This window comes from Candidimonas nitroreducens (assembly GCF_002209565.1).
In the GTDB taxonomy this organism is placed as follows: Bacteria; Pseudomonadota; Gammaproteobacteria; order Burkholderiales; family Burkholderiaceae_B; genus Candidimonas; species Candidimonas nitroreducens.
On the sequence record NZ_NJIH01000003.1, the window covers coordinates 473820 to 500418 of the forward strand.

At 63.5% G+C, this 26599-nt stretch carries 25 protein-coding genes; 17 read left to right on the top strand and 8 right to left on the bottom strand.

Translation table 11 applies throughout. The features are described 5' to 3' along the window. Positions 1-15 precede the first annotated feature (15 nt). The 8 genes from CEY11_RS05845 to clsB all read left to right on the top strand — a co-directional run bounded on the left by CEY11_RS05845 (position 16) and on the right by clsB (position 8870). Entirely contained in the window at positions 16-858 is an 843-nt protein-coding gene (locus tag CEY11_RS05845) for an IclR family transcriptional regulator (protein WP_088602406.1), read from the top strand. Positions 859-876: 18 nt separating this feature from the next. Next, the gene (locus tag CEY11_RS05850) at positions 877-1842 is read left to right on the top strand and encodes a D-2-hydroxyacid dehydrogenase family protein (protein WP_233154734.1); all 966 of its coding nucleotides are present in this window, start codon (positions 877-879) and stop codon (positions 1840-1842) included. Positions 1843-2275: 433 nt separating this feature from the next. Next, a complete protein-coding gene (locus tag CEY11_RS05860) occupies positions 2276-2650 on the top strand; it encodes an FmdB family zinc ribbon protein (RefSeq protein WP_088602409.1) in 375 nt (124 codons plus the stop codon). Positions 2651-2657: 7 nt separating this feature from the next. Further along, a complete protein-coding gene (locus tag CEY11_RS05865; RefSeq protein WP_088602410.1) occupies positions 2658-3323 on the top strand; it encodes a DUF502 domain-containing protein in 666 nt (221 codons plus the stop codon). A 44-nt stretch (positions 3324-3367) separates the two neighbouring features. Continuing rightward, on the top strand, positions 3368-5167 hold the full coding sequence (aspS, locus tag CEY11_RS05870) for an aspartate--tRNA ligase (protein ID WP_088602411.1): 1800 nt from the start codon (positions 3368-3370) through the stop codon (positions 5165-5167). A gap of 439 nt (positions 5168-5606) precedes the next feature. Further along, a complete protein-coding gene (locus tag CEY11_RS05875) occupies positions 5607-6530 on the top strand; it encodes an endonuclease/exonuclease/phosphatase family protein (protein WP_088602412.1) in 924 nt (307 codons plus the stop codon). Between the two features lies 1 nt (position 6531). Further along, a complete protein-coding gene (locus CEY11_RS05880) occupies positions 6532-7398 on the top strand; it encodes an alpha/beta hydrolase (RefSeq protein ID WP_088602413.1) in 867 nt (288 codons plus the stop codon). Positions 7399-7643: 245 nt separating this feature from the next. Beyond that, positions 7644-8870 (top strand): cardiolipin synthase ClsB, encoded by a 1227-nt coding sequence (gene clsB / locus CEY11_RS05885; protein WP_088602414.1) that lies wholly within the window; start codon positions 7644-7646, stop codon positions 8868-8870. A 7-nt stretch (positions 8871-8877) separates the two neighbouring features. Here clsB and CEY11_RS05890 read toward each other — a convergent pair whose 3' ends face one another. Both CEY11_RS05890 and CEY11_RS05895 read right to left on the bottom strand, forming a co-directional pair. After that, complete coding sequence (locus tag CEY11_RS05890; RefSeq protein ID WP_088602415.1) at positions 8878-9852, bottom strand: SMP-30/gluconolactonase/LRE family protein; 975 nt, start codon at positions 9850-9852, stop codon at positions 8878-8880. A gap of 73 nt (positions 9853-9925) precedes the next feature. Then, a complete protein-coding gene (locus CEY11_RS05895; RefSeq protein WP_088602416.1) occupies positions 9926-10615 on the bottom strand; it encodes a PAS domain S-box protein in 690 nt (229 codons plus the stop codon). Positions 10616-11074: 459 nt separating this feature from the next. Between CEY11_RS05895 and CEY11_RS05900 the strand changes: the two genes are divergently transcribed. Next, positions 11075-11905 (top strand): class II glutamine amidotransferase, encoded by an 831-nt coding sequence (locus CEY11_RS05900; RefSeq protein ID WP_088602417.1) that lies wholly within the window; start codon positions 11075-11077, stop codon positions 11903-11905. Here the strand turns inward: CEY11_RS05900 and CEY11_RS05905 are convergent, their stop codons facing one another. The 3 genes from CEY11_RS05905 to CEY11_RS05915 are packed head-to-tail and all read right to left on the bottom strand — an operon-like array spanning position 11906 to position 14553. After that, positions 11906-12772, bottom strand: a complete 867-nt coding sequence (locus CEY11_RS05905) for an amidohydrolase family protein (RefSeq protein WP_158215193.1) — start codon at positions 12770-12772, stop codon at positions 11906-11908. Positions 12773-12785: 13 nt separating this feature from the next. After that, positions 12786-13580, bottom strand: coding sequence for an HpcH/HpaI aldolase family protein (locus tag CEY11_RS05910; RefSeq protein ID WP_088602419.1), 795 nt, complete (start codon positions 13578-13580; stop codon positions 12786-12788). 4 nt (positions 13581-13584) lie between these two features. Next, positions 13585-14553, bottom strand: a complete 969-nt coding sequence (locus CEY11_RS05915) for a tripartite tricarboxylate transporter substrate binding protein (protein ID WP_088602420.1) — start codon at positions 14551-14553, stop codon at positions 13585-13587. Between the two features lie 235 nt (positions 14554-14788). Here CEY11_RS05915 and CEY11_RS05920 point away from each other — a divergent pair, with 235 nt between their 5' ends. Continuing rightward, positions 14789-15568 carry an IclR family transcriptional regulator gene (locus tag CEY11_RS05920; RefSeq protein WP_143322691.1) on the top strand — a complete coding sequence of 260 codons (780 nt, stop codon included), beginning with the start codon at positions 14789-14791 and terminating at the stop codon, positions 15566-15568. A 67-nt stretch (positions 15569-15635) separates the two neighbouring features. On the opposite strand, the gene CEY11_RS05925 is transcribed toward CEY11_RS05920, so the two are convergent. The 3 genes from CEY11_RS05925 to CEY11_RS05935 are packed head-to-tail and all read right to left on the bottom strand — an operon-like array spanning position 15636 to position 17967. Next, positions 15636-16319 (bottom strand): maleate cis-trans isomerase family protein, encoded by a 684-nt coding sequence (locus tag CEY11_RS05925; protein ID WP_088602422.1) that lies wholly within the window; start codon positions 16317-16319, stop codon positions 15636-15638. Continuing rightward, positions 16316-16900 (bottom strand): carboxymuconolactone decarboxylase family protein, encoded by a 585-nt coding sequence (locus tag CEY11_RS05930; RefSeq protein ID WP_088602423.1) that lies wholly within the window; start codon positions 16898-16900, stop codon positions 16316-16318. The genes CEY11_RS05925 and CEY11_RS05930 overlap by 4 nt, the downstream gene beginning before the upstream one ends. Continuing rightward, positions 16897-17967: a WD40/YVTN/BNR-like repeat-containing protein gene (locus tag CEY11_RS05935; protein WP_088602424.1), complete on the bottom strand. Its 1071-nt coding sequence runs from the start codon at positions 17965-17967 to the stop codon at positions 16897-16899. The genes CEY11_RS05930 and CEY11_RS05935 overlap by 4 nt, the downstream gene beginning before the upstream one ends. An 84-nt stretch (positions 17968-18051) precedes the next feature. On the opposite strand from CEY11_RS05935, the gene CEY11_RS05940 reads away from it, so the two are divergent. The 7 genes from CEY11_RS05940 to CEY11_RS05965 all read left to right on the top strand — a co-directional run bounded on the left by CEY11_RS05940 (position 18052) and on the right by CEY11_RS05965 (position 26593). Then, positions 18052-19020, top strand: a complete 969-nt coding sequence (locus CEY11_RS05940; protein WP_088602425.1) for a Bug family tripartite tricarboxylate transporter substrate binding protein — start codon at positions 18052-18054, stop codon at positions 19018-19020. A gap of 381 nt (positions 19021-19401) precedes the next feature. Next, positions 19402-21882, top strand: coding sequence for a 3-hydroxyacyl-CoA dehydrogenase/enoyl-CoA hydratase family protein (locus CEY11_RS05945; RefSeq protein WP_088602426.1), 2481 nt, complete (start codon positions 19402-19404; stop codon positions 21880-21882). Positions 21883-21908: 26 nt separating this feature from the next. After that, entirely contained in the window at positions 21909-23105 is a 1197-nt protein-coding gene (locus CEY11_RS05950) for an acetyl-CoA C-acyltransferase (protein WP_088602427.1), read from the top strand. Positions 23106-23304: 199 nt separating this feature from the next. After that, positions 23305-24003, top strand: coding sequence for a TIGR04255 family protein (locus CEY11_RS05955; protein ID WP_088602428.1), 699 nt, complete (start codon positions 23305-23307; stop codon positions 24001-24003). 55 nt (positions 24004-24058) lie between these two features. Beyond that, entirely contained in the window at positions 24059-24580 is a 522-nt protein-coding gene (locus CEY11_RS05960; protein WP_143322693.1) for a hypothetical protein, read from the top strand. Then, positions 24580-24969, top strand: a complete 390-nt coding sequence (locus CEY11_RS25020) for a hypothetical protein (RefSeq protein ID WP_143322695.1) — start codon at positions 24580-24582, stop codon at positions 24967-24969. Before CEY11_RS05960 ends, CEY11_RS25020 begins: the two co-directional genes overlap by 1 nt. A 184-nt stretch (positions 24970-25153) precedes the next feature. Next, entirely contained in the window at positions 25154-26593 is a 1440-nt protein-coding gene (locus tag CEY11_RS05965) for a DUF6056 family protein (protein WP_088602430.1), read from the top strand. Positions 26594-26599: the final 6 nt, after the last annotated feature.

Here is a 26599-nt window from a genome sequence, read left to right on the forward strand (position 1 = left end):
TGATGGCAAGAGCTTATGACGAAGAAGAACGTAGATGGGACGGAAGTTCAGGGGGTTCAGAACGTTGAAATTGGCTTGCGCATGGCATATACAATTGCGGCCGCCGATGCATCGTTGTCGCTTGGTGAATTGGCAGATGCCGTCGGTATCTATCCGAGCAAAGTGCACAGATATTTAGTGAGTCTGTGTCGTTCGGGCTTGCTCGAGCAGGATTATCGTTCAGGGCGCTACGACCTCGGCCCCAAGGCGCTAATGCTGGGCCTTGCGGCGCAGAGCAGGCTGGATAAGTTTCGTATGGCTGAAGAAGCTATTGATCAGTTGCAGGCCGAAACTGGTATGACTGTAAGCGCGACTGTGTGGAGCGAGCATGGCCCTATCATTTTTGCCAGGCGCGAACCGCTGCACCCGGTAACCATCAATACTCGGGTAGGTTCGGTGTTGCAAATAACGACATCCGCAGCGGGGCGCCTTTACGCAGCGTACCTTCCTGATCAGATTGTTCAACCTTTCATTGAGCGTGAAAACCAGGCCGCACCGCCGCTAAAATTTATGGGCAAGGAAGTTGCGCGCGTGGACTTCTATCCCGTCGTCGTGGAGACGATCAGACACATGGGTATCTCGCCAGTTAGCGGGGATTACATGAGTGGCATCGACGCGGTAGCGGTGCCCGTGTTCGATCAATCGGATCAGCTTGTTATGACGCTGACAGTGCTTGCGACACAGGGTTCGCTCGATTTCGAGCCTGATGCTCGCATCTGTACGGTCATCCGTAATATCGGAAATCAGCTTTCCAAGCGTCTGGGATGCAACATTGATCACATTGCCGGATTGTCTGTTCGACATCGTAAGAGCCGCTAACTTGTTCGCGAGAAATCAGTGAAAATAGCCGTACTCGATGATTATCAGGGCGTTGCGCTTGCGATGGCTGATTGGTCGCCTATACTGGAAACGTCGGAGGTTGAAGTATTTCGAGACCATATTACCGACCACAATGCCTTAGTAGAAAGGCTGTTGCCGTTCGATGTTATTTGTGTCATGCGCGAGCGCACACCGTTGAATGCCGATGTTTTAGGTCAGCTTCCGAATCTAAAAGTTATTGCATCTACGGGGCCTCGTAACCGTTCGATCGATGCTGACGCGGCTGCGAGGCGCGGTATCAGTATCTTGCCTACTGGCTATTTCGCGGACGCGACGGTCGAAATGACATGGGCTTTGATCCTTGCCAGTGCGCGGCGATTACCCCAACAGATCGAGTCGGTTCGATCTGGCGGCTGGCAGACCGACGTCGGATCAGACTTGAAGACCAGGACACTGGGCGTGCTAGGCCTCGGGAAAATAGGCGCACGCGTAGCTGCCATCGGAAATGCCTTTGGTATGCGTGTAATTGCCTGGAGCCAGAACCTGACACCGGAGGCCGCGGCCGCTCACGGCGTGCAATGGGTGGATAAGGAAGCGCTGCTTTCGCAGTCAGATTATCTGACGGTGCATCTGTTGCTGAGCGATCGCACCCGCGGGATTATTGGTTCGTCCGAACTGGCGTTGATGAAGTCGACGGCGATTCTGATCAATACATCCAGAGGGCCCATCGTTGACGAAAAGGCACTTATCGAAGCGCTGAGGCACGAAGCAATTGGCGGTGCGGCTTTGGACGTTTACGAGGTAGAGCCATTGCCTGCTGATCATCCGTTTCGCTTTCTTCGTAATGTGCTGCCCTCTCCTCATATTGGATACGTCTCGGAGAGACTTTATCGCACGTTCTATGAGGACACGGTTCGTAATTTGCGACAGTGGTTATCGGATCAGTCGAACGGCGCGTCACCGAATCTGAATGCTGTTACGTGAGACAAGTCGGGCTTATAAGAAGATATGGGTGCACTGGCGTGCGAATGTGTAACGGCTGTGACGGGCCTTCACAGGCAGCCTGGTTCCCGCGCCTAGCCCCGCCGCGGCCCGCGCCAGGACTCAAAAACGGCTAAAATTACCTGCTTTTCAGCATTCTGCCGCATCCTGGCTCTTGCCGCGGCGCCTTGGGGCATCAAACGAAGCACAAGCCCGGGGCACAGCCCATCGCCAGGCCGGCAATGCCGGCCTTCGCCTTGTTCGGGCGGGCCCGAATCGCCGCTTCCTCGCGGGCGCAAGCTTGCGGGGAAGTATTGTCGTTGCCGCAGGTTTTGGGTGGCGCCCGGTTTTCCCCGGGGCTGCCCGGCTCGCGTGCGGCGCACTGCGAGCGGCCCGGCCGCGGGCCGAAGCTCTGATTCATTCGGGAATTGTTGTCGTGCCTATTTATGCATACAAGTGCAGCGCCTGCGGACACCAGCAGGACGTCCTGCAGAAACTTTCAGATCCATTGTTGACGGTGTGCCCGGCCTGTGGGCAAAGCACTTATTCCAAGCAGGTGACGGCGGCCGGCTTCCAGCTCAAGGGTTCGGGCTGGTACGTAACCGACTTCCGCAATAATGGCTCCAAGCCTGGCTCCGACGCGGGCGGCTCTGCGGGCAAGGGCTCTTCCACCAAGCACGATTCCGGGCAGGCCTCGGGCGGCGAAGCCGCCGCGGGGTCGGCGGACAAGCCGGCGTCCACCGATAAACCGGCATCCGCCGACAAGCCGGCCGTCGCGGCGCCGGCTGCTCCGGCCGCGCCGGGTTCCTGAAGCGTACATGCGTTTTTTCAAGCGATACTTCATCACCGGCCTGCTGATCTGGATTCCGCTGGTCATCACCGTCTGGGTCATCGCCCTGGTGATCCGCGCCATCGAAAGCTTCGTGCCGGCCTTCTTGTCGTCGCAGTCGCTGTTCGGCGTGCGCATCCCGGGTTTCGCCGTGGCCTTGGTGCTGGTGGTGGTGTTCGTCACCGGACTGCTGGCGGCCAACTTCATCGGCCGGGCCTTCGTCGACCGCTGGGAACAGCTGCTGGGGCGCATCCCCCTGGTGCGTTCCATCTACAACTCGGTCAAGCAGGTCAGCGACACCGTGCTGGCGCCCAATGGCCAGGCGTTTCGCGAGGCCGTGCTGGTGCAGTATCCGCGCCAGGGTTCCTGGACGATTGCGTTCCTGACCGGCTCGCCCAGCGGCGAGGTGGCCGAGCGGCTGCACGGCCAGTTCGTCAGTGTCTACGTGCCCACCACGCCCAACCCGACCTCGGGGTTCTTCCTGATGATGCCGCGCCAGGACGTCCAGGTGCTGGACATGAGCGTGGATGCGGCGCTGAAGTACATAGTTTCCATGGGGGTGGTGGCGCCACCCTCGACCATCAAGGCCCTGGGGCATGTGGCCGCCGACGCCGCGCCGCCGCGTGCGCGCGATGCGTCCGCGCCCCGTGAATAGGCCCTGAGCCCGATATCACGACTTTTCAAACGGAGTAATCCTTCATGCGTACCTGCTACACCGGCGAGGTGTCCCGAGGCCATCTGGATCAGACGGTTTCCCTGTTCGGCTGGGTTCATCGCCGCCGCGACCATGGCGGCGTGATCTTCATCGACCTGCGCGACCGTGCGGGCCTGGCGCAGATCGTGGTCGACCCCGACAATGTGCAGGCGTTCGAAATTGCCGAGAAGCTGCGCAACGAGTTCTGCATCCGCGTCAGCGGCCTGGTGCGCCTGCGCCCCGAAGGCACCGTCAACCCCGAACTGGCCTCGGGCGAGGTAGAGGTGCTGTGCCGCGAGATCGAGATCCTGAATCCGTCGGTGACGCCGCCGTTCCAGCTGGACGACGACAATCTGTCCGAGACCACGCGCCTGACGCATCGGGTGCTCGACTTGCGCCGTCCCTTCATGCAGCGCAACCTGATGCTGCGCTATCGCGTGGCCATGGAAGTGCGCAAGTACCTGGATCAGCTCGGCTTCATCGACATCGAAACGCCCATGCTCACCAAGAGCACGCCGGAAGGCGCGCGCGACTATCTGGTGCCGTCGCGCGTGAACGCCGGCCAGTTCTACGCGCTGCCGCAGTCGCCGCAGTTGTTCAAGCAGATGCTGATGGTGTCGGGCTTCGACCGCTACTACCAGATCACCAAGTGCTTCCGCGACGAAGACCTGCGCGCCGACCGCCAGCCCGAGTTCACGCAGATCGATTGCGAGACCTCGTTCCTGAGCGAAGTCGAGATCCGCGAGATTTTCGAGGGCATGATCCGCCATGTCTTTGGCGTGGCGCAGCAGGTCGAGCTGCCGGCGCAGTTCCCCACCATGACCTGGGACGAGGCCATGCGCCGCTATGGCTCGGACAAGCCCGACCTGCGCGTCAAGCTGGAATTCACCGATATCTCCGACCTGATGCGTGACGTGGAATTCAAGGTGTTCTCGGCGCCCGCCAACGATCCCGCCAGCCGTGTGGTGGCGCTGCGCGTGCCGGGCGGCGCGGCCATGCCGCGCAGCGAGATCGACGCCTACACCAAGTTTGTCAGCATCTACGGCGCCAAGGGCCTGGCCTATATCAAGGTCAACCAGGCGGCCGCGATTCCCGACGGGCTGCAGTCGCCCATCGTCAAGAACATCCACGTCGACGCCCTGCGCCAGCTGATCGAGCGCACCGGCGCCGTCGACGGCGACCTGATCTTCTTCGGCGCCGACAAGACCAAGGTGGTCAACGACGCCATGGGCGCGCTGCGCGTGAAGATCGGCCACAGCGACTTCGGCAAGCAGCACGGCCTGTTCGAAAAGGGCTGGAAGCCCTTGTGGGTGATCGACTTCCCGATGTTCGAATACGACGAGGAAGAAGGGCGCTACACGGCTGCGCACCACCCCTTCACCAGCCCCAAGGACGGCCACGAAGACTACCTGGAATCCGATCCGGGCCGCGCCCTGGCCAAGGCCTACGACATGGTGTTGAACGGCTGGGAAGTGGGCGGCGGCTCGGTGCGTATTCACCGCGCCGACGTGCAGAGCAAGGTCTTCCGGGCGCTGAACATCGACGCCGAAGAGGCGCGCAACAAGTTCGGCTTCCTGCTCGACGCCCTGCAGTACGGCGCGCCGCCGCACGGCGGGGTGGCTTTCGGGCTGGATCGCCTGGTCACCATGATGGCCGGCGCCGATTCGATTCGCGACGTGATCGCCTTCCCCAAGACGCAGCGCGCCCAATGCCTGCTGACCCAGGCGCCGTCCTTCGTGGACGAGAAGCAGTTGCGCGAACTGCACATCCGCCTGCGCAACGTCGAGGCCAAGCCGGCCGCCTGAAGCCGGCCAGCAGCCCGCGGCGCCTGCCGCGGGCCGGCCCGTCCCGCCCCGTGTCAGGTGCTCTTGGCTCCGCTTTACGGCTTGCGACTGGGGCAGTCGCGAGCCAGGTGTCGGGGGGAGGGGAGTCACTCGGCCGTCTCCTTCCCGTTATCGCCCGAAGCCCAGGCAAGCGATTGCCATAGCCGCAGCTGCTCTGATGCCGGGGAACTATTCCGCTGCAATCGATCAAACAGAGTGAAGTCCTGGACGCCGCCAGGCCGTGCGGTAGACGCCTTTCTTGGTTTGTCGATTCAACGGAATAACGATGTAAATCGCAGAAATTCAGAAAAATTAACTAATTTTTCGCGGGAATTATCCGCGCTTGGTGTTTTTCCCCTGTCGCGCCACGCCGCAAAAGAGTTACGATTTCAGGCAGCGGGAATTACAAAGAAGACGCTTCGTGTCCGTATTACGCATCGTCAGCTACAACATACATAAAGGCCGTTCTGCCACGGGCAGCCGCGAGAGCATGGCCGATCTGCGGCTGGGCCTGTACGGCCTGCGCCCCGATCTGCTGTTCCTGCAGGAAGTGCAAGGCCGCAACGAACGCCGCTCCAGCCTCGACGCCCAGCACGAGTCGCTGGGCGCCGCGCTGCGCATGCATGCCGCCTACGGCTGCAACGCCGTGCGCCAGCGCACCGACCACGGCAATGCGCTGCTGTCGCGCTTTCCCATCCTTAGCCAAGAAAACCAAGACATCTCCGACCACCGGCTCGAGCAGCGTGGCCTGCTGCACGTAACGGTGCAGATCAACGGCACGCCGGTGCATTGCCTGGTGGTGCACCTGGGCCTGTTCGCCGGCAGCCGTTCGCGCCAGGTGGGCGCGCTGGTCGAGCGCATCAAGCGCCTGGTGCCCGAAGACGAACCCATTCTTATCGCCGGCGACTTCAACGACTGGAACAACCGCCTGGCGCCGCTGTTCGTGCAGCAGCTGGGGCTGTGCGAAGTGTTTGCCGTGGCGCCGGAACACGTGCCCAGCGGGCCGGCCGGCGCGCGCAATCGGGTGCGCCGTCTTACCCGCAGCCTGCGCAACCTGCAAAGCACGATACAGCTGCCCCGTTCCATGTATGAACTGGGCACGCACGGCTTCTTCGTCGCGCCGCGCACCTATGGCCGCGAAAACCCCATCCAGGAACTTGCCATGAACGGTGCCGCGCGCCTGAGCCTGCCGCCGCGCACCTTCCCCGCGGTATTCCCCTGGCTGCGCCTCGACCGCATCTACCAGCGCGGCTTCGCCGTGCGCTACGCCCGCGTGCTGCAGGGTTCCCCCTGGAAGCAACTGTCCGACCACGCCCCCCTGCTTGCCGAGCTCGAGCTGCCCTGACATGAATCCGGATTCCAACCCCCTAGGCTATACCCTCGAAGAGTTCGACCGGCTGTACAACGCCCGTGCCTCGGTGCCGGATTGCCTGCCGTTCCTGAAGGAATACGCCGACTACAGTGCGCAGGCGCGCGAGCGGGTCGGCGGCAGCCTGGGGGTGGCTTACGGCAGTCATCCCGACGAAATCCTGGACATTTTCCCCGCGTCTGCCGCCGGCGCGCCGGTGTACTTCTTCATACACGGCGGCTACTGGCGCGCCCTGGCCAGCAGCGATTCGCAGTTCATGGCGCCGGCGTTTCATGCGGCCGGCGCCACTGTAGTGGCGGTCAATTACTCCCTGGCGCCGCAGGTTTCGCTGGAGCACATCGTCGACCAATGCCGCCGCGCACTGGCCTGGACGCACGCCAATATTGCGCAATACAACGGTGACCCGGCCCGCATCCACGTCAGCGGCAGTTCCGCGGGCGGGCACCTGACCGGCATGCTGCTGGCCGGCGGCTGGCACGCGGCCTACGGTGTGCCGGCCAAGGTGGTGCAAAGCGCCAGCCCCATCAGCGGCCTGTTCGACCTGCGGCCCCTGGTGGGCACGCATATCAATTCCTGGATCAACCTGGACGCGGATTCCGCGCTGCGCCTCAGCCCCTCGGCCGCGCTGCCCGAGGCCGGCTGCCCGATACTGGTGGCCTGGGGCGAGCATGAAACCTCTGAATTCAAGCGCCAAAGCCGCGACTACCTGCAGGAATGGCGCGGGCTGGGCTTTACCGGCACCGGGCTGGAAGTGCCGGGCGTCAATCACTTCAATATCCTGATGCAGCTGCGCGACCCGCAGTCCGCGCTGGCCCAGGCTACTTTCCGGCTCATGGGTTTGTAATCTCGTTTCTGGATCCTGCATCAACTGCACACGCCTTGTGCATGGCGCTTGCCGTACTATGTGCAGGCAAAGCATGTAGATACGCGGCTCTAGAGTTTTTGGGTTCAGGCCTTTATACCCTTCGAGGTATTGCTTCTTAGACAAGTGCCGCGGAAAATCCGTAAACATTCAAGCCAAAATTGCCCCGGGCAGAAGGGACGCTGCAGAAGGGGCACTGGAATCTGGAATCGGGGAAAGAAAGGGGTATGCGCTCGAGGCCGCATCTGCATTGGTACGAAGGCAATCGCATCCAGCTGCTGCGCAATGGCGGCCAGTTCTTTCCCGCGCTCTGCGCTGCCATCGATGCCGCGCAAAGCACGGTGCACCTGGAAACCTATATCTTCAACATCGACCGCACCGGCCTGCGGGTTCTGGATCACCTGCAGCAGGCCTGCGCGCGCGGCGTCAAGGTGCGCGTGGCGATCGACGGCTTCGGCAGCCTGCTGCACGAGCAGCAGATCGGTGAACGGCTGCTTGCGGCGGGTGCGCAATTCCGCGTCTACCGGCCCGAGCCGCAGGGGCTGTTGCGCCTGGCGCCCAACCCGCGGCGCCTGCGCCGGCTGCACCGCAAGACGGCCGTGGTCGACGGCCGCGTCGCGTTCGTGGGCGGCATCAATATTCTCGACGACTACGAAGACGTGCCCGACGACGGTGCGGGCCCGCGGCCGCGCCTGGATTACGCCGTGCAGGTCGAAGGGCCGCTGGTGGCGGAAGTCGTGGCCATGCAGAACAGCCTGTGGCTGCGCCTGGGCTGGCGCGGCCGCCGCGACTGGGCCTATGTGGTGGCGCGTCTGGCCGACTGGCGCGGGCTGCGCCTGCAGCGCCGCATCGAGTCGGCAACGCGCTACGCCAGCGGCGTGCGGGCCGCCCTGGTGCTGCGCGACAACGTGCGCCATCGCCAGACCATCGAGCGCGTCTACCTGCACGACATCGGCCACGCACGGCGCGAGGTGGTCATTGCCAATGCCTATTTCTTCCCGGGCCGCCGCCTGCGCCACGCGCTGGAACGCGCCGCGGCGCGCGGGGTGCGGGTGCGCCTGCTGCTGCAGGGGCGTTCCGAATACCCCATGCAGTACCGCGCCAGCCGCTACCTGTACGGCAAGATCCTGGATGACGGCATTGAAATCTACGAATACCAGCCCAGCTACCTGCATGCCAAGGTCGCCGTCATCGACGACAGCGCCACGGTGGGCTCGTCGAATCTCGATCCTTTCAGCCTGTTGCTGGCGCGCGAAGCCAATGTGTTCGTCGACGACGCGGGCTTTGCCCGCACCCTGCAGGAACAGCTGGCCCAGGTCATGCGCGACGACGCCCTGCAGGTTACCGGCGCCAGCCTGCTGCGGCGCGGCTGGCCAGGGCGCTGCGTCGACGCGGTGTCGTACCTGGTGATGCGCATCGCCGTGACCCTGACGGGCCGTTCGTCGATGTATTGACCGCGCATCAGCCCGGTTTGCCGCGCCCCCAGGCCGCGCCCTGCGTGTTCACGTACAGGGAATACAGGCTGCGGCTGGACGCCATGAACAGCCGATTGCCGTGTCGGCCGCCGAAGCACAGATTGGCGCAGCGTTCCGGCAGATCGATGTGGCCGATGGCCGTGCCGTCGGGGGCGAACACGCGTACGCCGTCCAGGCCCGCGCGGCCCATGCCCCAGCCGCACCACAGGTTGCCGGCTACGTCCACGCGGAAACCGTCGGCCGTGCCCGGCCCGCAATCGATCAGCATGCGGCCCGAATGCAGCCGGTTATGTTCGTCCACCTGATAAACGCGGATGCGGCGCGGCTTCGCGCGCGACTCCACCACATACAACAGCGACTCGTCGGGCGAAAATACCAGGCCGTTCGGCCCTTCCGAGTCATCGGCCACCATGGTGATCTCGAGCGTATCGGGGTCGACCCGGTAAACGCAGGCGGGAAGTTCCTGCGGCGCGGGACTGCCTTCGTACCAGTTGATGATGCCGTACGGCGGGTCGGTAAACCAGATCGTGCCGTCGGACTTCACCACCACATCGTTCGGCGAATTCAGCCGCTTGCCCTGGTAAGAGTCGGCAATCACCGTGATCGAGCCATCGTATTCCGTGCGGGTCACGCGGCGCGTCAGGTGCTCGCAGGACACCAGCCGGCCCCGCTCGTCGCGCGTGTGGCCGTTGGCGTAATTCGACGGCTGGCGAAACACGCTGACCGCGCCGCTTGCTTCTTCCCACTTCAGGATGCGGTCGTTGGGGACATCGCTCCATAGCAGGTAGCGTCCGTCGCCGAACCACACCGGCCCTTCCGCCCAGCGACTGCCCGTGTACAGGCGTTCCACCGCCGCGCTGGTCATCCGCAGCGATTCGAAGCGCGGATCCAGCACCCGGATAGCGGGGTCGGGGTAGCGGCTGCTAGGCTGCCAGCCGGCGTCAGAGAGGTCGTGCGTCATGAAGAATCCTTGGTGAGCCCCGTGCCGGCCGGATTTTAGAGCCAAGCTTCAGCAGGTTTTATATTTTCGTATATTAGTCCTGCACTTCCACGTCTTCGTAGAAGCGGTAGCCCACGCCGCGCAGCGTAGAGATGGGCAGGCGCAGGCCGCAGGCGTTTTCCACCTTGCGGCGCAGGCGGCGCATTTGCGTGTCCAGGCGGCGCTGGTCGTAGTTTTCGAAATCGTGGCCCAGGGCCTCGACGATTTCCTGGCGGCTGACGGCCTGCCGCTTCGACATCAGGGTGGCAAGCACGATGTAGTCCTGGCGCGACAGCAGGATAGGGGCCGAATCGGGCGGGGTCAGGCACGGCGGCGAGCCGGACAGCCGCCAGCGCGACAGTGCCCCGGGCTGCGCGGCGGCCTGCTCGCCATGCGTGCGCTTGCGGTCGGTGATGTCGCGGGCCACCGCGACCCGTATTTTCTTGTCTTTGTACCAGCGCGCCGACCACATCAAATAAACGATGCGGCCGTCTTTGCGCATGTAGCGGTTTTCGAAATCGTATTGCAGCTGCCCCTGCATGAGCCGGCCGACGGCGCCCAGGGTCTTTTTTCTGTCGGGCGGGTACACCAAGTCCAGCATCTGCCGCCCGATGAGTTCTTCGGGCTTGTAGCCGAATATCTGCTCGCACGCCCCGGTGATGGAAAGAAACGTGCCTTTCTCGTCAACGACGCATACGGCATCCAGCAGGAAGTTCAGCAGGTCGGGGTAGGGCGGTGGTGACATGGATTTCTCTAAGGACAATATTAGTTGCAGCCGGCACTGGCAAGTGGCCGCCCGGGGGCTTCGGGCGGGTGTGTGCTTAGATTTGCTCAGTTTCGATTCAAACTAATTCTGCTACGCTTTTTCCGGCGCAGGAGGCGCGCGCGGGAATATTGGCTATTTGCTGCACGTGATGTTTGTTACCTGCCAGTAAAGCCCTGTCCGTTGCCAAAATACATCGCTTTCGCCCCATAAGTAATTGATTGAAGGAAGTTTTCAAGGCTTGAGGGTCGAATGCCGGTTATAGGTGTTTTCCCGTAATAAAATCAGGGTCAATCGGCGCATCGCGTAGCGCGAGCGCCTCGTTTGCCGAGCCCAGGGTTTGAATTCGGATGAAAGCACCGGATTGGAACACACGGCAGCCGGACGGGGCGCAGGATGCCTACGCCCTTAATGACGCGCCGTCTTGCTCGCTTATTCGCCATGTGTCAGCTGTTGGGCATGAACTGTGCCACCCCTACCGACATAACCTTTTCTTTTACTGGGTTTGCGGCGCGGGGCGGGCGTACCGACCATCATGCCGACGGTTTCGGCGTTGCCTTTTTCCAGAACAAGGCCTGCCGCGTCTTCATCGACAACACCCCGTGCTGCCAGTCGCCGGTGGCCGAGCTCATCAAGAATTACCCGATCAAGTCGCGCAATGTGATTGCGCATATACGCAAGGCCACCCAGGGCAGCACGGCGCTGGAGAACTGCCATCCGTTCATGCGCGAGCTATGGGGCCGGCATTGGATATTTGCCCACAACGGCGACCTGAAAAACTACCGCCCGGCGCTGGGCGGCCAGTATCGGCCGGTGGGGTGCACCGACAGCGAAACCGCCTTCTGCCACGTTTTGCAAAGCCTGCGCGGCGATTTCGGCAATGACGAACCGTCCGATGAGGCGCTGTTCGCGGCCCTGGAGTCCCTGACGCGGGAAATCACCGTGCACGGTGTGTTCAATTTCTTGATTTCCAATGGCAGCGCTTTGTTCGCGCACTGCTCGACCAGCCTGTACTACATTGTGCGCCAGTGGCCGTTCGCCAAGGCGCACCTGATCGACGCCGACATGACGGTGGATTTTTCCCGTACCAATTGCCAGGCCGATTGCGTGGCGGTCATTGCTACCAAGCCACTGACCGACAACGAAGTCTGGACGCGCCTGGAGCCCGGCCAGCTGCTGGCTTTCGACAAGGGGCGCCTTGCCAGGCAGGCGACGATTCCCATCCCCGAAGCCGTGCAGCGGAAAAACGCCGAGAACCTGGCCTGCGCCTGACTACTGGAACCCGAACAGCTCTGCCGGATTGTCCGCCAGGATGAGCCGCCTTGCGGCAGGGTCGGGCACGTGTTCGCCCAGCAGGTTGAACAAGCGCACCGAGCTGTGCTGCCCGAAGGACAGATGGGGGTAGTCGCTGCCCCAGATGATTCTATGGGGCGCGGCTTCGACCAGCGCCTGAACCATGGGTGCGATGTCTTTGAATTCGGGGTCTTGGGATATGCGGTACAGGCCGGTAAGCTTGACCCGGCAGTACCCCGCGCCGTGCCGCAGCAGATCCAGCAATTGCTGGAAGCCCGGCGCCTGCACGCCGTCGCGCGCCAGATTCATGCCCAGGTGCGCCACGGTGAACGGCAGCCGCAGCCCATGGAAAACAGGCATCATTTCGCTGGTGAGCCAGCCCGGCAGCAGGAAGTCCAGCTGCCAGCCGATTTCGGCGCAGCGCGCGGCCAGGCGCTCGACGCGCGGCAGCAGGGTCTTTGAAAAACCCGGCTCCGCCGGCTTGATGGGGCGTACATTGACGCGCACGCCGCGCACCCCCAGCGCATGCAGGCGGGCGAGTTCCGCTTCGGGGGCGTTTTCGTCGATGTCGACGATGCCCCGGCACTTGTCGCCGACCACGCGCATGGCGTCGAGCATGCAGGTGTTGTCGCGGCCGTAGGCGCTGGGCTGCACGAACACATAGCGTTCTATTCCCAGGTGGCGGGCCAGGGCCAGGTAATCTTCCAGCGGCGCATGGGGCGGGTCGTAGCGCAGTTCGCTGCCGTAGGGGTACTGGCCGGCCGGCCCGAACACGTGGAAATGGGAGTCGCACGCCAGGGCGGGGGCGGTGAACTGGACGGCTTCCGAAAGATCGTGACTGGACACTATAGGTTTCCTTCTACTGTTTGGTTCCGAGCGAGCTGAGTTTTTGCGCGTCTTTGCTTGCGGCTTCCATCAGATAGGTGACGTCGCTGCCGGCGATGATGAAGCGGGCGCCCAGCGCGAGCAGTTCGGTCTGCAGCTCGATGTCGGAGCGGATGCCGCCTATGCCCAGGATTTTGCCGTGGTTCTTGCAGGCCTGGGCAGTGGCCTGGTAGGCGGCGCGCAGATCGGGATGGTGCAGCTGGCCGGGAATGCCCATTTCGGTGCATAGATCGTTCGACCCGATCAGCAGCATGTCGACGCCCGGCGTGGCCGCGATCTGGTCGGCGTTGGCGATGCCCTGCGGCGTCTCGAGCATGACGATCAGCAGGGTTTCTTCATTGACGCGGTCATTGACCTCGGCCAGCGGCATTTTGCGATAGCCCAGCGACGGCCCGCTGCCCATGACCGACCGATGGCCGATGGGCGGGTACTTCGCCGCCCGGACAAGTTCGGCCGCCTGTTCGGCGGTTTCCACGTGAGGCACGATGGCGCCGTAGGCGCCGCCGTCCAGCACCCGCGACAAGTCTTCGCTGCCATGGCCGGGAATGCGCACCAGCGGCGTTATGCCGTAGCCCACCGCGGCGGTGCAAATGGCCGATACGCTTTCCATGGACACGGGGCTGTGTTCCATGTCGACATAGATGGCGTCGAAGCCGCAGGCGGCGGCGATGGGGGCGATGTCCACGGTTCGCGCCTGGCGCAGCCCCATGCAGATCGCCAGGCCGCCCGACAGCATCTTGCGCTTGGCCTGGTTTTCGTATCGGCTCATTGAATTACTCCATTTTGACATTGGCACGGTGTATGACGTCTTTCCACATATTGCTTTCGTCCCGGACTTCTTTCGCGTAGTCGGCCGGCGTGCTGGATTTGGGCTCTACCCCGGCGGTGCCGAACACCTTGCCGACCGCGGGGCTCTTCAGGGCCACGGCAATTTCTTTTTGCATGCGCGTGATGATGGCCGTTGGGGTCTGGGCCGGCGCCATGACGCCGAAGCGGTACATCATCTGGTAGTCGGGATAGCCGGCCTCTGCGAAAGTGGGCACCTGGGGGAACATCGGGTGGCGCTTGTTGCCGCTGACGGCCAGCCCCATGATGCGGCCGTTGACAATATACTGCGCCGTCGAACCGACGCTGCCTATGCCGATGTCGATGCGCTTGGCGACGATGTCGGTGATGGCCGCGGCGACCCCCTTGTACGGAATGTGCCTGGCCTTGACGTGGGCCTGCAGCAGCAGCATTTCCATGGCCAGGTGGGCCGATGACCCGGTACCGCCCGAACCGAACGTGAGCTTGTCGGGGTGGGCGCGGGCGTCGTCCAGCGTAGCCTTGAGCGTTTTGGTGGGCAGGTCGGAGCGCGCCACCAGCACGGCCGGGGCTTCCGCTATCAGGGAAACCTGGGTCAGGTCTTGGAACGGCTTGTAGGGCAGCTTCGAGTACAGCGCAGCCGACACGGCGAACGAGTTGTCCGTCAAGAGAAAGGTATAGCCATCGGGTTTCGCGTGTGCGACGATTTCCGTGCCTATGGTGCTGCCCGCGCCGCCGTGGTTTTCCACGACCACGGGCTGGCCGATCTGTTGCGACAGCACATTGCCGACGGCGCGCGCGGCGACGTCCGTGAACGAGCCCGGCGCGAACGGCACGACGATGCGTATCGGCTTGTCGGGCCAGGCCGACTGGGCCGGCGCCGCGGCGGCCAGCGCCGAGGTCGCCAGCAAGGTGGTGGCGAGTAGTTTCCATGTCATGATAATGTCTCCAATATATTGAAAATTATTGTTTTATTGCTGCGTGGGGCTGCGCCATGGGCGCCGGCGTCCGGCCTGCGTGCGGGGGCGAAAATGGCTGGGCCGCTGCGGTTGCTGGTACCGGGCGTGCCCGGCGGTGCCGCAAAAATTATATAACTTATCTTACTAAGTGGGAAATTTTATGGTTTTGAGAGTCGCGAGATACCGGCGGCGGCACGGAATCGGGAGCTGAGCCGTGAGCAGTCTCGAAAGAATGCTGAGCCTGCTGGATGTGTTCACGCCCGCCGCCCCGGTATGGTCGGTGGACGACCTGATCCGCTATTCCGGCTCGCCGCCTTCCACCTGCTACCGCTATCTGAAGGTCTTGTGCGGCGCGGGTTTCCTGGCGCGCGTGGCCAACGGCTCTTATGTGCTGGGCCCCCGCATCCTGGAACTGGATCGCACCATACGGCTGTGCGATCCGGTCTATGTGGCCGGAACGTCCATTGCCCAGCACCTTACCGACTCCTTGGGGTACAGCACGCTGCTGTGCATTCTGTTCAGCGATTCCGTCATGTGCGTGCAGCAGGCGCGCAGCCGCGACGCGCCGCCGCAGCTCTTCAACCGGGGCCAGCGCCGCCCGCTGATTGCCGGGGCGTCGGCCAAGGCCATCCTGGCACACCTGCCCTTGCACCAATTGCGCTCTATCTATGCCAAGAATCGCAAGGATATCGCCTCCGGCGGCCTGGGGTCGGACTGGGAGCATTTCAAGAGGGCGCTGAAGCAGATCCGTTCCGATGGCTACTGCATGACCGTGGGCGAATACAACCCCGGCGTCATGTCGATTGCCACCGGGCTGTTCAATCGCGACGGCGAGGTGCTGGGCAGCCTGGCCATGGTGGCATGGGCCGAGAATTCGGACATCACGGCGTTCCGCACCCTGACGCCCGAGGTCGTGCGCGCCGGCCAGGAGATCTCGGCGCGCATTGCCGCCACCGAGAACATGATGGATCTGCCCGCCAGGGCCATAGGCTAGAAGATAAGGCCATGGCGGCCGCTTGCGGGCCGCCCGGGCCCCCGGGCCTTGAAGCGCGCGCAGCCCTTCAGGCCGCGGCCGCGGCGGCGTGCCGCAGCACGTAGTGCGCGGTGGCCTGGATGGACGACAGCACAGGCTTGCCGAACGCCTTGCGCAGTGGTTCCAGAATATTGATGGTGGGCAGCTGCGAGCAGGCGATGAACAAGGCGTCGCAGTCGGTGTCGCGCATGGAAAGCGCGCGTTCCTCGACCTGCTGTTCGGTGATGCGGCCGAGGGCCGTGACATCGGGCGCGTGGAAGCTTTCGAGGCGCGCGACGTCGATGCCGCCCGAAAGCAGAAAGCTGCGGATGCGGTCGTTCACGTCGTCCTGGTACGGCGTAAGCAGCGCGATGCGGCGCGCGCCGGCTTCGCACAAGGCGTCCAGCATGGCCCTTGCGGTGGTCACGACCGGCCGGCCGGTCAGGGCGGCAAGGTCGGCGGCGATCGAGGCGTCCCCTTCGGGCCCCAGGATGAAGCCGGCCGCGGTGCAGCCGTAGGCCACGACATCCACGGGGTTGCGGGTGAAATCGGCGGCCAGGTCGATGGCGGACTGCTTGTAGGCCGGCAGGGATTCGGGGGTCAGCAGGCCCGCGCCGCGGGGCACGCGCAGAGTCTGGCAGCGGCTTGCCGCGGGCATCCATCGCAGCATTTCCGGTTCCATGGTCGTATTGTTGGCCGGCACCATCAGGCCGAGCTTTACGGGCCTGGTCATGGCCGGCCTGCTTCGGGCTGCACAACGGGCAGGGGCGGCTTTACGCCTTCGGGCAATGGAATGCGCGCCGTATTCAGCGCCATAGCCAGCATGGCGTAATAGCCGCAAAGCGCGATCAGGTCGAGCGCGCCCGGCCGCCCGAAGCGCTGCGCGACGGCGTCGAAAGTGGCGTCGTCCGGCGTGCCGTTGCGGTGCATGCTGCGGCAATAGTGGTACACCGCGGCCTGGTCGTCATTCATGTCCGCGGGCAATTCGCCGCGCGAGATGGCCTCTATGACTGTTTCCGGCAGGCTGGTGGACTGGCGCGCGATGCGCGAGTGCGAGAGCCATTCGTACTGGCAGTTCCAGTGCCTGGCTGTGACCAGCACCGCCAATTCCACCAGGTCGGGGGCAAGCCCGGTGCCGAAGCGCAGGTACTCGCCCAGGCTTTGCACGCGGCTGGCAAGTTCGGGCTGGTGGATCAGGGCAAGAAAGGGGCCGCGCAGGCTGCCGCGCGGCCCCGCGGCGATTTCCGCGGCGACCTGGCGCTGCCGTTCGGACATTTCCTGTTCGGGGATCTGCGGGTAGCGGGGAGCATTCATGGAGTGACCTCTGGAAGGCGGGCGCGGGCAGGCGGCCGCACGGTAATGGAATGAGCGGGGCGGTTTTCGTGCGCGGTGATCGGCCGCCAGTGCAGCGACCGCACTTCGCCGAATTCGTGCGGCAGCCGCAGCCAGGTGTCGCCGCCGTCTTCGCTACGATAAAGCTGGCCCAGATTGGTGGCAAGAAAGAGCAGCCTGGGGTTGGACGGGTGCGTGGCCACGCACCAGGGCGTGCTGTTCAAGCCAGCGGTGGGCAGCGTGGTCTTGCGCCATGTGCTGCCGTAGTCGGTGCTGCGCCACAAGATGCCGGTGGAGCCGGGCGGCCCGTTGCCGTTGGTCAGGAACAAAGTGGCGTCGCCGTCGGCGCGCGGCACGATGGCGCGCGTGTATTGCCATGGGGCGTCCAGTTCCTGGAAATGCCAGTTCAGGCCGCCGTCGTCGCTGCGGTGCAGGCCCTGGTTGGTCGTGGCGAACAGCACGACGGCGCCGGTGGCATTTTTGATGCACGCCACGCCGTGCACGTCGGCCGACAGCAGGCCGGTGTCGCGCCGCTCCCAGGTTCGGCCGCCGTCGCCGCTGCGGAATATTCCGCCGATTTCGACCGTGGCCCAGATGGCGCCGGGGTCGGCCGCCGAGATCAGTATCTGCGTGACCCGGGTGGGGCCCATATTGGCCTGCGCAAACTTCGCCAGGCCAGGGACGTTCAGCTCGTGCCAGGTGGCGCCGGCATCGTCCGAACGGAAAAACGCCGCCGGCCTGGTGCCGGCATAGATGATGTCGGGGTTGTGCGGGTCTTGCGCCAGCGCCCACACGTCTTGCATGGGCGAGGCCACGGGCGTCCAGCGCACCGTAAGTTCGCTCCATTTGAACAGCCCCATGTCGGTGCCGGCGTAGAGCTCGTCGGGGGCGGCGGGGTGGCTGCAGAACGTCCAGACGCGGGCCTCGAGATACATGCCGGAATGGCTGTTCGGGTGCACCCAGGTTGCGCCCATGTCGTCGCTGAACCACGCGGAATGGCCGGCCGTGCCCGCATAGACCTCGATGCGCGTCCCCATTTTGTCCCTCATTTGGCTTTCCTGTGGATTGCTATTCACATTAATTTATTCTACTATTTGAGAAAAGTTTACTATCTATAAGAGTAGGAGACAAGCATGCGATACCTGCGCGCAGTGTCGGCCGCGGCCATTCTGGCCTGGGCCTCGTTTCCGGCGGCGGCGGCGCCGTCCTACCCGTCCCGGCCCATTACCATCGTCATCGGCTTTCCGCCGGGCGGCGCCATCGACACCATTGCCCGCGTCATGGCGCCGTACATGTCGCAGTCCATGGGGCAGCCCATCGTCATCGAAAACAAGCCGGGGGCGGGCGGTGCCATCGGCGCGGCCGACGTTGCCCGGGCCCGGCCCGACGGCTACACGGTTTTCATGGGCACCATGGGCAACTTCAGCATCGCGCCCAGCCTCATTTCCAACCTGCCCTACAACCCGCAGAAGCAGTTCGCGCCGGTCACGCTGGTGGCGGCCTCGGGCTTCGTGCTGTATGTCAATCCGAAGCTGCCCGTGGCCAATGTCAAAGAACTCATCGCCTACGGCAAGGCGCATCCGGGGCACCTTAATTTTTCTTCCAGCGGCAACGGCGGCCTGCCCCACATGGCCGGCGAAATGTTCAATTCCGCAACGGGCCTGAAGATGACCCACGTGCCCTACAAGGGCAGCAGCCCCAGCATCAGCGGCCTGGTCGCCGGCCAGGTGCAACTTACCTTCGAGGCGCCCGCCATCGGTATTCCATTCGTCAAGTCCGGCAAGCTGCGCGCCCTGGCCACCACGGGCACCAAGCCGCTGCCTGCCTTGCCGGATGTGCCCACCGTCGAGCAGACCGTGCCCGGCTTCGTCATATCCAATTGGTTCGGCATGGCGGTGCCCAAGGGCACCCCGCCGGCCGTCGTGAACCGCATCCAGCAAGAAGTGAACAAAGCCGTGCACCAGCCCGCCGCCGTAGCCAAGTTCGAAGCCCTGGGTGTCGAGCCGGTCGGCAACTCGCCCGCCGAGTTCGGCAAATACATGCAAGACGAAACGCAGCGCTGGGCCGCCGTCATCAAGAAGGCCGGCATCACCATGCAATAAGCATCGGCGTGCGATAGCCAGTGGCATGCGATAGCCATCGGCGTGCGATAGCCATTGGTATGCAATAGCCATCGGTATGCAATAGCCATCGGTATGCAATAGCCATCGGTATGCAATAGGCGGTAGCCTGCAACAGGCATCGTGGTGCGATGCAATAGGCGGCAAGCAGCCGCGGTGCTGCGGCCGCGCGCTGCAGCCGGGCTAAGCCGCGGCCGGGCATGTAAGTTGCGGCCGATGTAAGCTGCGGCCGATGTAAGCTGCGGCCGGGCGCGTAATTTGGCCGCCCAGGCCCGGCGTATACTCTATGGAAAGCATCCGTTTCCCGGCCAGGCGCCCAGCAACCCAGCGTTTGCGCGGCCCTGGCGCTTTCCGGAGTTATCGATGGCCACACACCGATCGGTTGGCGAAGCCGGGGCCGCCCCCGCTGTCTCCACACCTACTTCCAGTACCGCTACGGCCCCGGGCGTGCTGCGCCTGCGCAAGGTGGCGGTTTGCGGCGCCGGGGTCATGGGGGCGCAGATCGCCGCGCACTGCGTCAATGCCGGCGTGCCGGTGGTGCTGTTCGACCTGCCGGCCAAGCAGGGCGACAAGAACGGCATCGCCAGCAAGGCCATAGCGCAGCTGCGCAAGCTGAACCCCGCGCCTTTGGGCACGCCCGACCTGGCCGACCTGATCACGCCCGCCAACTACGAAGAGCACCTGGGCCTGCTGGCCGGCTGCGACCTGGTCATCGAGGCCATCGCCGAACGGCTCGACTGGAAGCGCGACCTGTACCAGAAGCTGGCGCCGGCGGTAGGGCCGCACACCATACTGGCCAGCAACACCTCGGGCCTGTCGATCACCGCCTTGTCCGAAGTGCTGCCGGAATCGCTTCGGCATCGCTTCTGCGGGGTGCACTTCTTCAACCCGCCGCGCTACATGCACCTGGTGGAACTGATCCCCACCGCCGCCACCGAGCCGGGCCTGCTCGACGCGCTGGAAACCTTCCTGGTCTCGCGCCTGGGCAAGGGCGTGGTGCGCGCCAAAGACACGCCCAACTTCATCGGCAACCGCATCGGCGTGTTCGGCATTCTTTCCGTGTTCGCGCAGGCGCAGAAATTCGGCCTGCCCTACGACCTGGTCGACGAACTGACCGGCACGCGCCTGGGGCGCGCCAAGTCGGGCACCTTCCGCACCGCCGACGTGGTCGGGCTCGACACGCTGGAGCACGTCATCCGCACCATGCGCGACGGGCTGCCCGACGACCCGTTCCGCGCGCATTTCGAAACCCCGCCGGTGCTGGCCGCGCTGGTGGCCAAGGGCGCGCTGGGGCAGAAGACCGGCGCCGGTTTCTACCGCAAGCAGGGCAAGGCCATCTTGCGCCTGGATCCGGCCACGGGCGAATACGTGCCGGCCGATTCCAGGGTCGACGAAGGCGTGGCTGCCATATTGGCCGAACGCGATCCGGCCGCGCGCCTGCGCGCGCTGCGCGCTTCCGAGCACCCCCAGGCGCGCTTCGTCTGGGCGGTGCTGCGCGACAGCTTCCACTACAGCGCCGTGCACCTGGCCGAAATCGCCGACACCGCGCGCCAGGTCGACCAGGCCATGGCCTGGGGCTTCGGCCACGCCCGCGGGCCGTTCGAGATCTGGCAAGCGGCGGGCTGGCGCGATGTCGCCGGCTGGGTCGCCGAAGACATCGCCGCGGGGCAAGCCTTGTCCAGCGCCCCGCTGCCCGCCTGGGTCACCGCCGGCCCGGTATGGGAGGCAAGCGGCGTGCAGACCGCGGAAGGTTCCTGGAACCCGCGCGCCGAACGCTTCGAGCCGCGCAGCGCGCTGCCGGTGTACCGCCGCCAGGTCGCCGCGCCGCGCCTGGTGGGCGAGCCCGATTCCCTGCATGCCAAGGTGGTGTTCGAGAACCCGGCGGTCAAGTGCTGGACGCTGCCCGAGCCGCATCCGCAAGACGTGCTGCTGCTGTCGTTCAACACCAAGATGCACACCATAGGCCCCGACGTACTGCACGGGGTCATGCAGGCGGTGGACTTGGCCGAAGCCTCGTACGCGGCCCTGGTCATAGGCCAGCTGGAAGACCCGTTTTCGGCCGGCGCCGATCTGAAGGCCATGCTGCCGGTATTTGCCGCGGGCGGCCCGGCCGCACTGGAACCTGTGGAACGCCAGATGCAGGAAGTGTCGCTGCGCCTGCGCTACGCCCGCGTGCCGGTAGTAGCTGCGCTGGCCGGCATGGCACTGGGCGGCGGCTGCGAGCTGGCGGTGCACTGCGCGGCCCGCGTGGCGCACTTCGAAACCTATATAGGCCTGGTCGAGGCCGGCATAGGCCTGGTGCCCGGCGCCGGCGGCCTTACCTACTGCGCGCGCCGCGCGGCCGAACTGCGCGCCGACGCCGCGCCCGACGCGCCGCTGTTGGCCTGCCTGAAGCGCTACGCGCTGGCCGTGGCTTCGGCGCAAGTGTCGCGTTCCGCGCCCGACGCCCAGCACATCGGCTATCTGCTGCCTTCCGACACAGTCGTCATGAACCGCTACGAACTGCTGTACGTGGCGGTGCGCCAGGCCCACGCCATGGCCGAATCCGGCTGGCACGCGCCGCTGCCGCGGCCCTTTCCGGTGGCCGGCCGCGACGGCATCGCCACCCTGAAGGCGCAGCTGCTGAACATGAAGGTGGGCGGCTACATCTCGGACTACGACTTCCAGGTGGCCGAGCAGGTCGCGCACGTGCTGTGCGGCGGCGACGTCGACCCCGGCTCGCTGGTCGACGAGGCCTGGATCATGCACCTGGAACGCCGCGCCTTCCTGTCGCTGCTGGCCCAGCCCAAGACCCAGGAACGCATCACCGGCCTGCTGAAAACCGGCAAGCCCGTCAGGAACTGAACGCGGCCCAATACCAAGGAATCATCATGAGCACCTTGCAACAAGCCTATATCGTCGCCGCCACCCGTACGCCGATCGGCAAGGCGCCGCGCGGCATGCTGTCGCACCAGCGGCCCGACGACCTGCTGGCGCGCACCATACGCGGCGTGCTGGCCCAAGTGCCCAGCCTGGATCCCGCCGCCGTCGAAGACGCCGTCGTCGGCTGCGCCATACCCGAAGGCCCACAGGGCCTGAACGTGGCTCGCATCGGCGCCTTGCTGTCCGGCCTGCCGACTTCCGTGCCGGGCGTCACGGTGAACCGCTTCTGCGCCTCGGGCCTGACCGCCATCGCCATCGCCGCCGACCGCATCGCCGTGGGGGCCGCCGACGTCATACTGGCCGGCGGCGTCGAATCCATGAGCCAGGTGCCCACCATGGGCATCAACACCAGCTTCAGCCCCGAGATCTTCGCCCGCGACGAAAACCTGGGCATCGCCTACGGCATGGGCCTGACCGCCGAACAAGTGGCCGAACAATGGCACGTGTCGCGCGAAGACCAGGACGCCTTTGCACTGCGTTCGCACCAGCGCGCGCTGGCCGCTCAGCAGGCCGGCGAATTCGCCGACGAAATGCTGCCCCTGGACATCGTCGACCGCCGTCCCGACCTGGCCAGCGGCGAAGTCGTCGAAGTGCGCCGCCGCGTCGAACTGGACGAAGGCCCGCGGCCCGACACCAGCATGGAGGCCCTGGCGCGGCTCAAGCCCGCCTTCGCGGCACGCGGCAGCGTCACTGCCGGCAACAGTTCGCAAACCTCCGACGGCGCCGGCGCCCTGCTGCTGATGTCCGAGCGCGGCCTGAAGACCCACGGCGCCACGCCACTGGCGCGCTTCGTCACCTTCGCCGTGCGCGGCGTGCCGCCCGAAATCATGGGCATCGGCCCCAAAGAAGCCATACCCCGGGCGCTGAAGCATTCCGGCCTGAAGCTGGATCAGATCGGCTGGATCGAACTGAACGAGGCCTTTGCCGCCCAGTCCCTGGCCGTCATCCGCGACCTGGGCCTGAACCAGGACATCGTCAACCCCATGGGCGGCGCCATCGCCCTGGGCCACCCCCTGGGCGCCACCGGCGCCATCCGCGCCGCCACCGTCATCCACGGCATCCGCCGCCGCAAGCTGGACTACGGCATGCTGACCATGTGCGTAGGCACAGGCATGGGCGCCGCGGGTATTTTCGAGCGGCTGTAGGGGGGCAGGGCTATCATCGCCTACGTATTTTTCCGAGACACGGGAAGCACTCGTTGATGCATCACTTGCCTGGCGCTTGTGATAGTCTCAATTTCAATGCCAATGGTCGTTATGCGGTTTTTTTTTACGGAACTATCCGCTTGAACACTCCGAAGCGCTTGCCGGTCAAACTAGGTAAAGAGCCTCTGGTCGAGGCCGTTTGCTAGTTACGTGTGGCTGGCAAGGTGGCGTTGAATGTTTTCTTCCCGGGCATGTTGCTTACCCGGTATCCCGAATCTGTGTCTGGTCTGCAGCAGTTGCCATCGGCAATGATCCCAGAGCAACTACGTACGGCACAAAACCCGAGCTGGCCTTTGTGCCAATTATTCAGTTGAAGTTCAAGGGGCTCTTGGTAATGATCGGGCAGCGCTCCGTCAGCGTGTCGAATCCTGCCCCTTATCTTGGGTGGGTGGAATTCAAATCGGTCATAGTAGAGGTCTTCAACGTCCTGCTTCAATCCCAGCAAGTCTCGAAAATTGATCGCTACTCGATCAAATACGTAAATGTGCTTAAAACGGACGGGGTACCAAACTCCTCCGATGCCTTGGATTGGTCCATACGAATCGGTCAACTTGGCCTTAACAAGCAATCAACGAATGTACGCACCGAGACGGTTTCCAACGGGCTGCTGACAATTATCACCCTTGGCGGCGGCGTTACCGTACAAGTGTTAGGGCAAACTCCTATACAAGGGGCATTGATCGACATAGATACAATTTGCCAGACCGAAGCCGATCCAGAAGATTTTATGGCCCGCATGTCTAGCGAGCTCGACCGCATCCGTCATGCCAACAAGGTGGCATTTTTTGAATGCCTGACTAATGAGGCAATTCGTGAGCTTGATCCTACCTATGAATAGTTGCGTTCTAAGCTTTGAGCCTGACCCTTTTTCAAGGGATCCCATCGGGTTCGACGTGACGGAACTGGCAGCCACGTTGTCGGCCCATGTCGAGGCTATTGCCCAGACGCTGCAGACCATTTCCGTAAAAGACGACGCTGCCACTCCCGACACGCAGCAGTCCTTGGTGGTCAAGGAGGGTCTTTTGCAGGACGGGGTGTCCACGCTAATTAGCGATGCCGCGACAGCCGCTATTGGCGGTGCTGGCCTTAACCGTCTACAAGGGTTCTTTCAATTGCAGGCAGGCTGGGACGGGCCGTCCAGCAAGCCGCTTGATCTATCTTCGATCGAGACTTTTTCCAACTTCTTTTCTCGAACTAGAATCCGTCCCCCAAGGCTTGGGGTGTTCATGTCTGCCCAGGGAAATCTGGTGGCCAATTGGCCAGATAACAATAATAAGCTAATCGAATTGGAATTTCGCTCGACAGAAATTGACTATTTTTTCGAGCATAGTGGCGAGGAGGGGATGGTGGTGTACGGTGAAATCGGCATAAATAGCCTGCTCGACAAGCTGCCTACAGAGCATGCTGTAGCCTGATGGCAAAAGGCGACCTTCTCGGCGATACGGAAGAGGTGGTTCGTGCCGCAATGCATCCCTATTGGGATGCCGATTTGCATCGCGCCAGTCCTTCCGCGTTCACGCAAGAAGAAGTATCAGTCAGCCGGCTAGCAGTTTTGAGTCGAGATCAAATCGTTTCAATATTTGAGCAAGATTTTGGGTCGCGAGTAGATAGTGAAGGCGTTGCCAAGAAGGTACGTGGAATAGGAACTGCGAACGTCGGTGATATCGTCCGGCAGGCAGAAGAGCCTCTATTGGTGAATTTCCCCGATCTTGTTCTAACTGTAATTGAAGACCGCATCGAAGACGAGCCAGGCTATGCCAATAACCCGGCACATGCACTGATTTGCGGGCACAGTCGTACATGATGGTGACGCTTTCTTCTGTGTAGGTGAAGTAAATGGCGTACGCGCCGTAGAAAGTTACCCGAAAGTGTGGGGCAATCAAGGGGCGAGCAGGCTGGCCGATGCGTTTTATCGCCGATTGTTACAATGAGCCAAAGACCATCTCCCCTTCTGGCGGGACGATGGTGCATATCTCAAAATCATCGCAATGCCGTCCGAGCCAAATTCTTGCCGGCGCAGCAAGCTCTGGAGCCTTGCCGCTATCGTCGTCGTATTCCTGCTGGTGTTTCGCCTGGAATACTGGACGCCCATGCACTCGGACGACTACTTTTATTTCCTGAAAGGGGTGTCGCTGCATGCCACGCTGTCCCATTACCTGCACTGGAGCGGGCGGCTGGTGGCCGATTTCGTCTCCAGCGCCCTGCTGGGCCTGAACAGCCACTTCCTGACCACTGCGATCAATGCCGCATCGGTCGTCGCCCTGGCGTGGGCCATTGCCTGCATGCCCGGTTGCGCACTGGGACGGCGCGCGGCCGATACAGGATTCCACCCCACAGTGTTCCTGTTGGTGTTTTTCCTGTACTGGGTGGCCAATCCGGCCATAGGCCAGACCAGCTTGTGGATCGTGGGCTCGGCCAACTACCTGTGGACTAATCTGCTGTTATGCCTGTTCCTGCTGGGTTTCCTGCGGGAACTACGGAGCATCGCCGACGATGCAGAGCAGGGGAAGGAGAAAGGGCAGAGGCAGGAACTGGAACGGGGCCGTGCCTGGCCGCGCCTGGCGGGGCTCTGCGTGCTGGGCCTGGCTGCGGGCTGCAGCAACGAGAACACCAGCCTTACTGCGCTGGTGCTGACTGCCTTCCTGGCTTGGCGGCCATGGCGCGAGAGGCGGGATGCCCGTCTGTGGTGGCTGGTGCTGGCCTTCGCCGCGGGGGCCGCCGTGCTGCTGTTGGCGCCCGGCAATTTCGAGCGCTACCAATCCATGGGCTATCACGAATGGCGGCACATGGGCTTGGCAATACGGTCTTGGGATCACCTGTACCGGCGCTTTCCCAATGCCATGGTGCAGTACTGGGAAGCCTTCCTGGTCTTGATTCTGTTGATAGGCATCGGCCCACGCTGCGGCCGCGATGTCCGCCGCTATGTGGCGCTGTTCGTGGCCGCGTCGTTCGTGGCCAACCTGGTGCTGCTGCCGGCTCCGCATATTCCCAAGCGCGCCATGAACGGCGGGCTGGTGTTCCTGCTGATTGCCGTCAGCTTTGCGGCCTACGGATTCCTTGCCAAAATGGACGGGCCGGGCGCTTGGCGTACCGCGAATCCACGCCGTGCCCCATGGCTGCCCGCAGTGCTGACACTAGTCTGCGGCCTGCACTTCGCCCTTATCTACGGCTTCATGTACTACTCTTACCAGGCCACCTACATCCAGGCACAAGTCAGGGACGCCATCATCCGCCGTGGCATAGGCGATGGGCAGTCGCACATAGAAATCCCCGACTTTTATTTCCCCGCGCTGCTGCGCGAACGCCATCGGTTCGATCGTTTTTTCAATGGCAGGGCCATGGCGCACTATTACGGCACCCAGGCCACCATAACCCAATACAAAGTGCGAAACCCCTACAGCTTTTCGGTGCCGCCGGTCAGGCGCTGAGCTAGG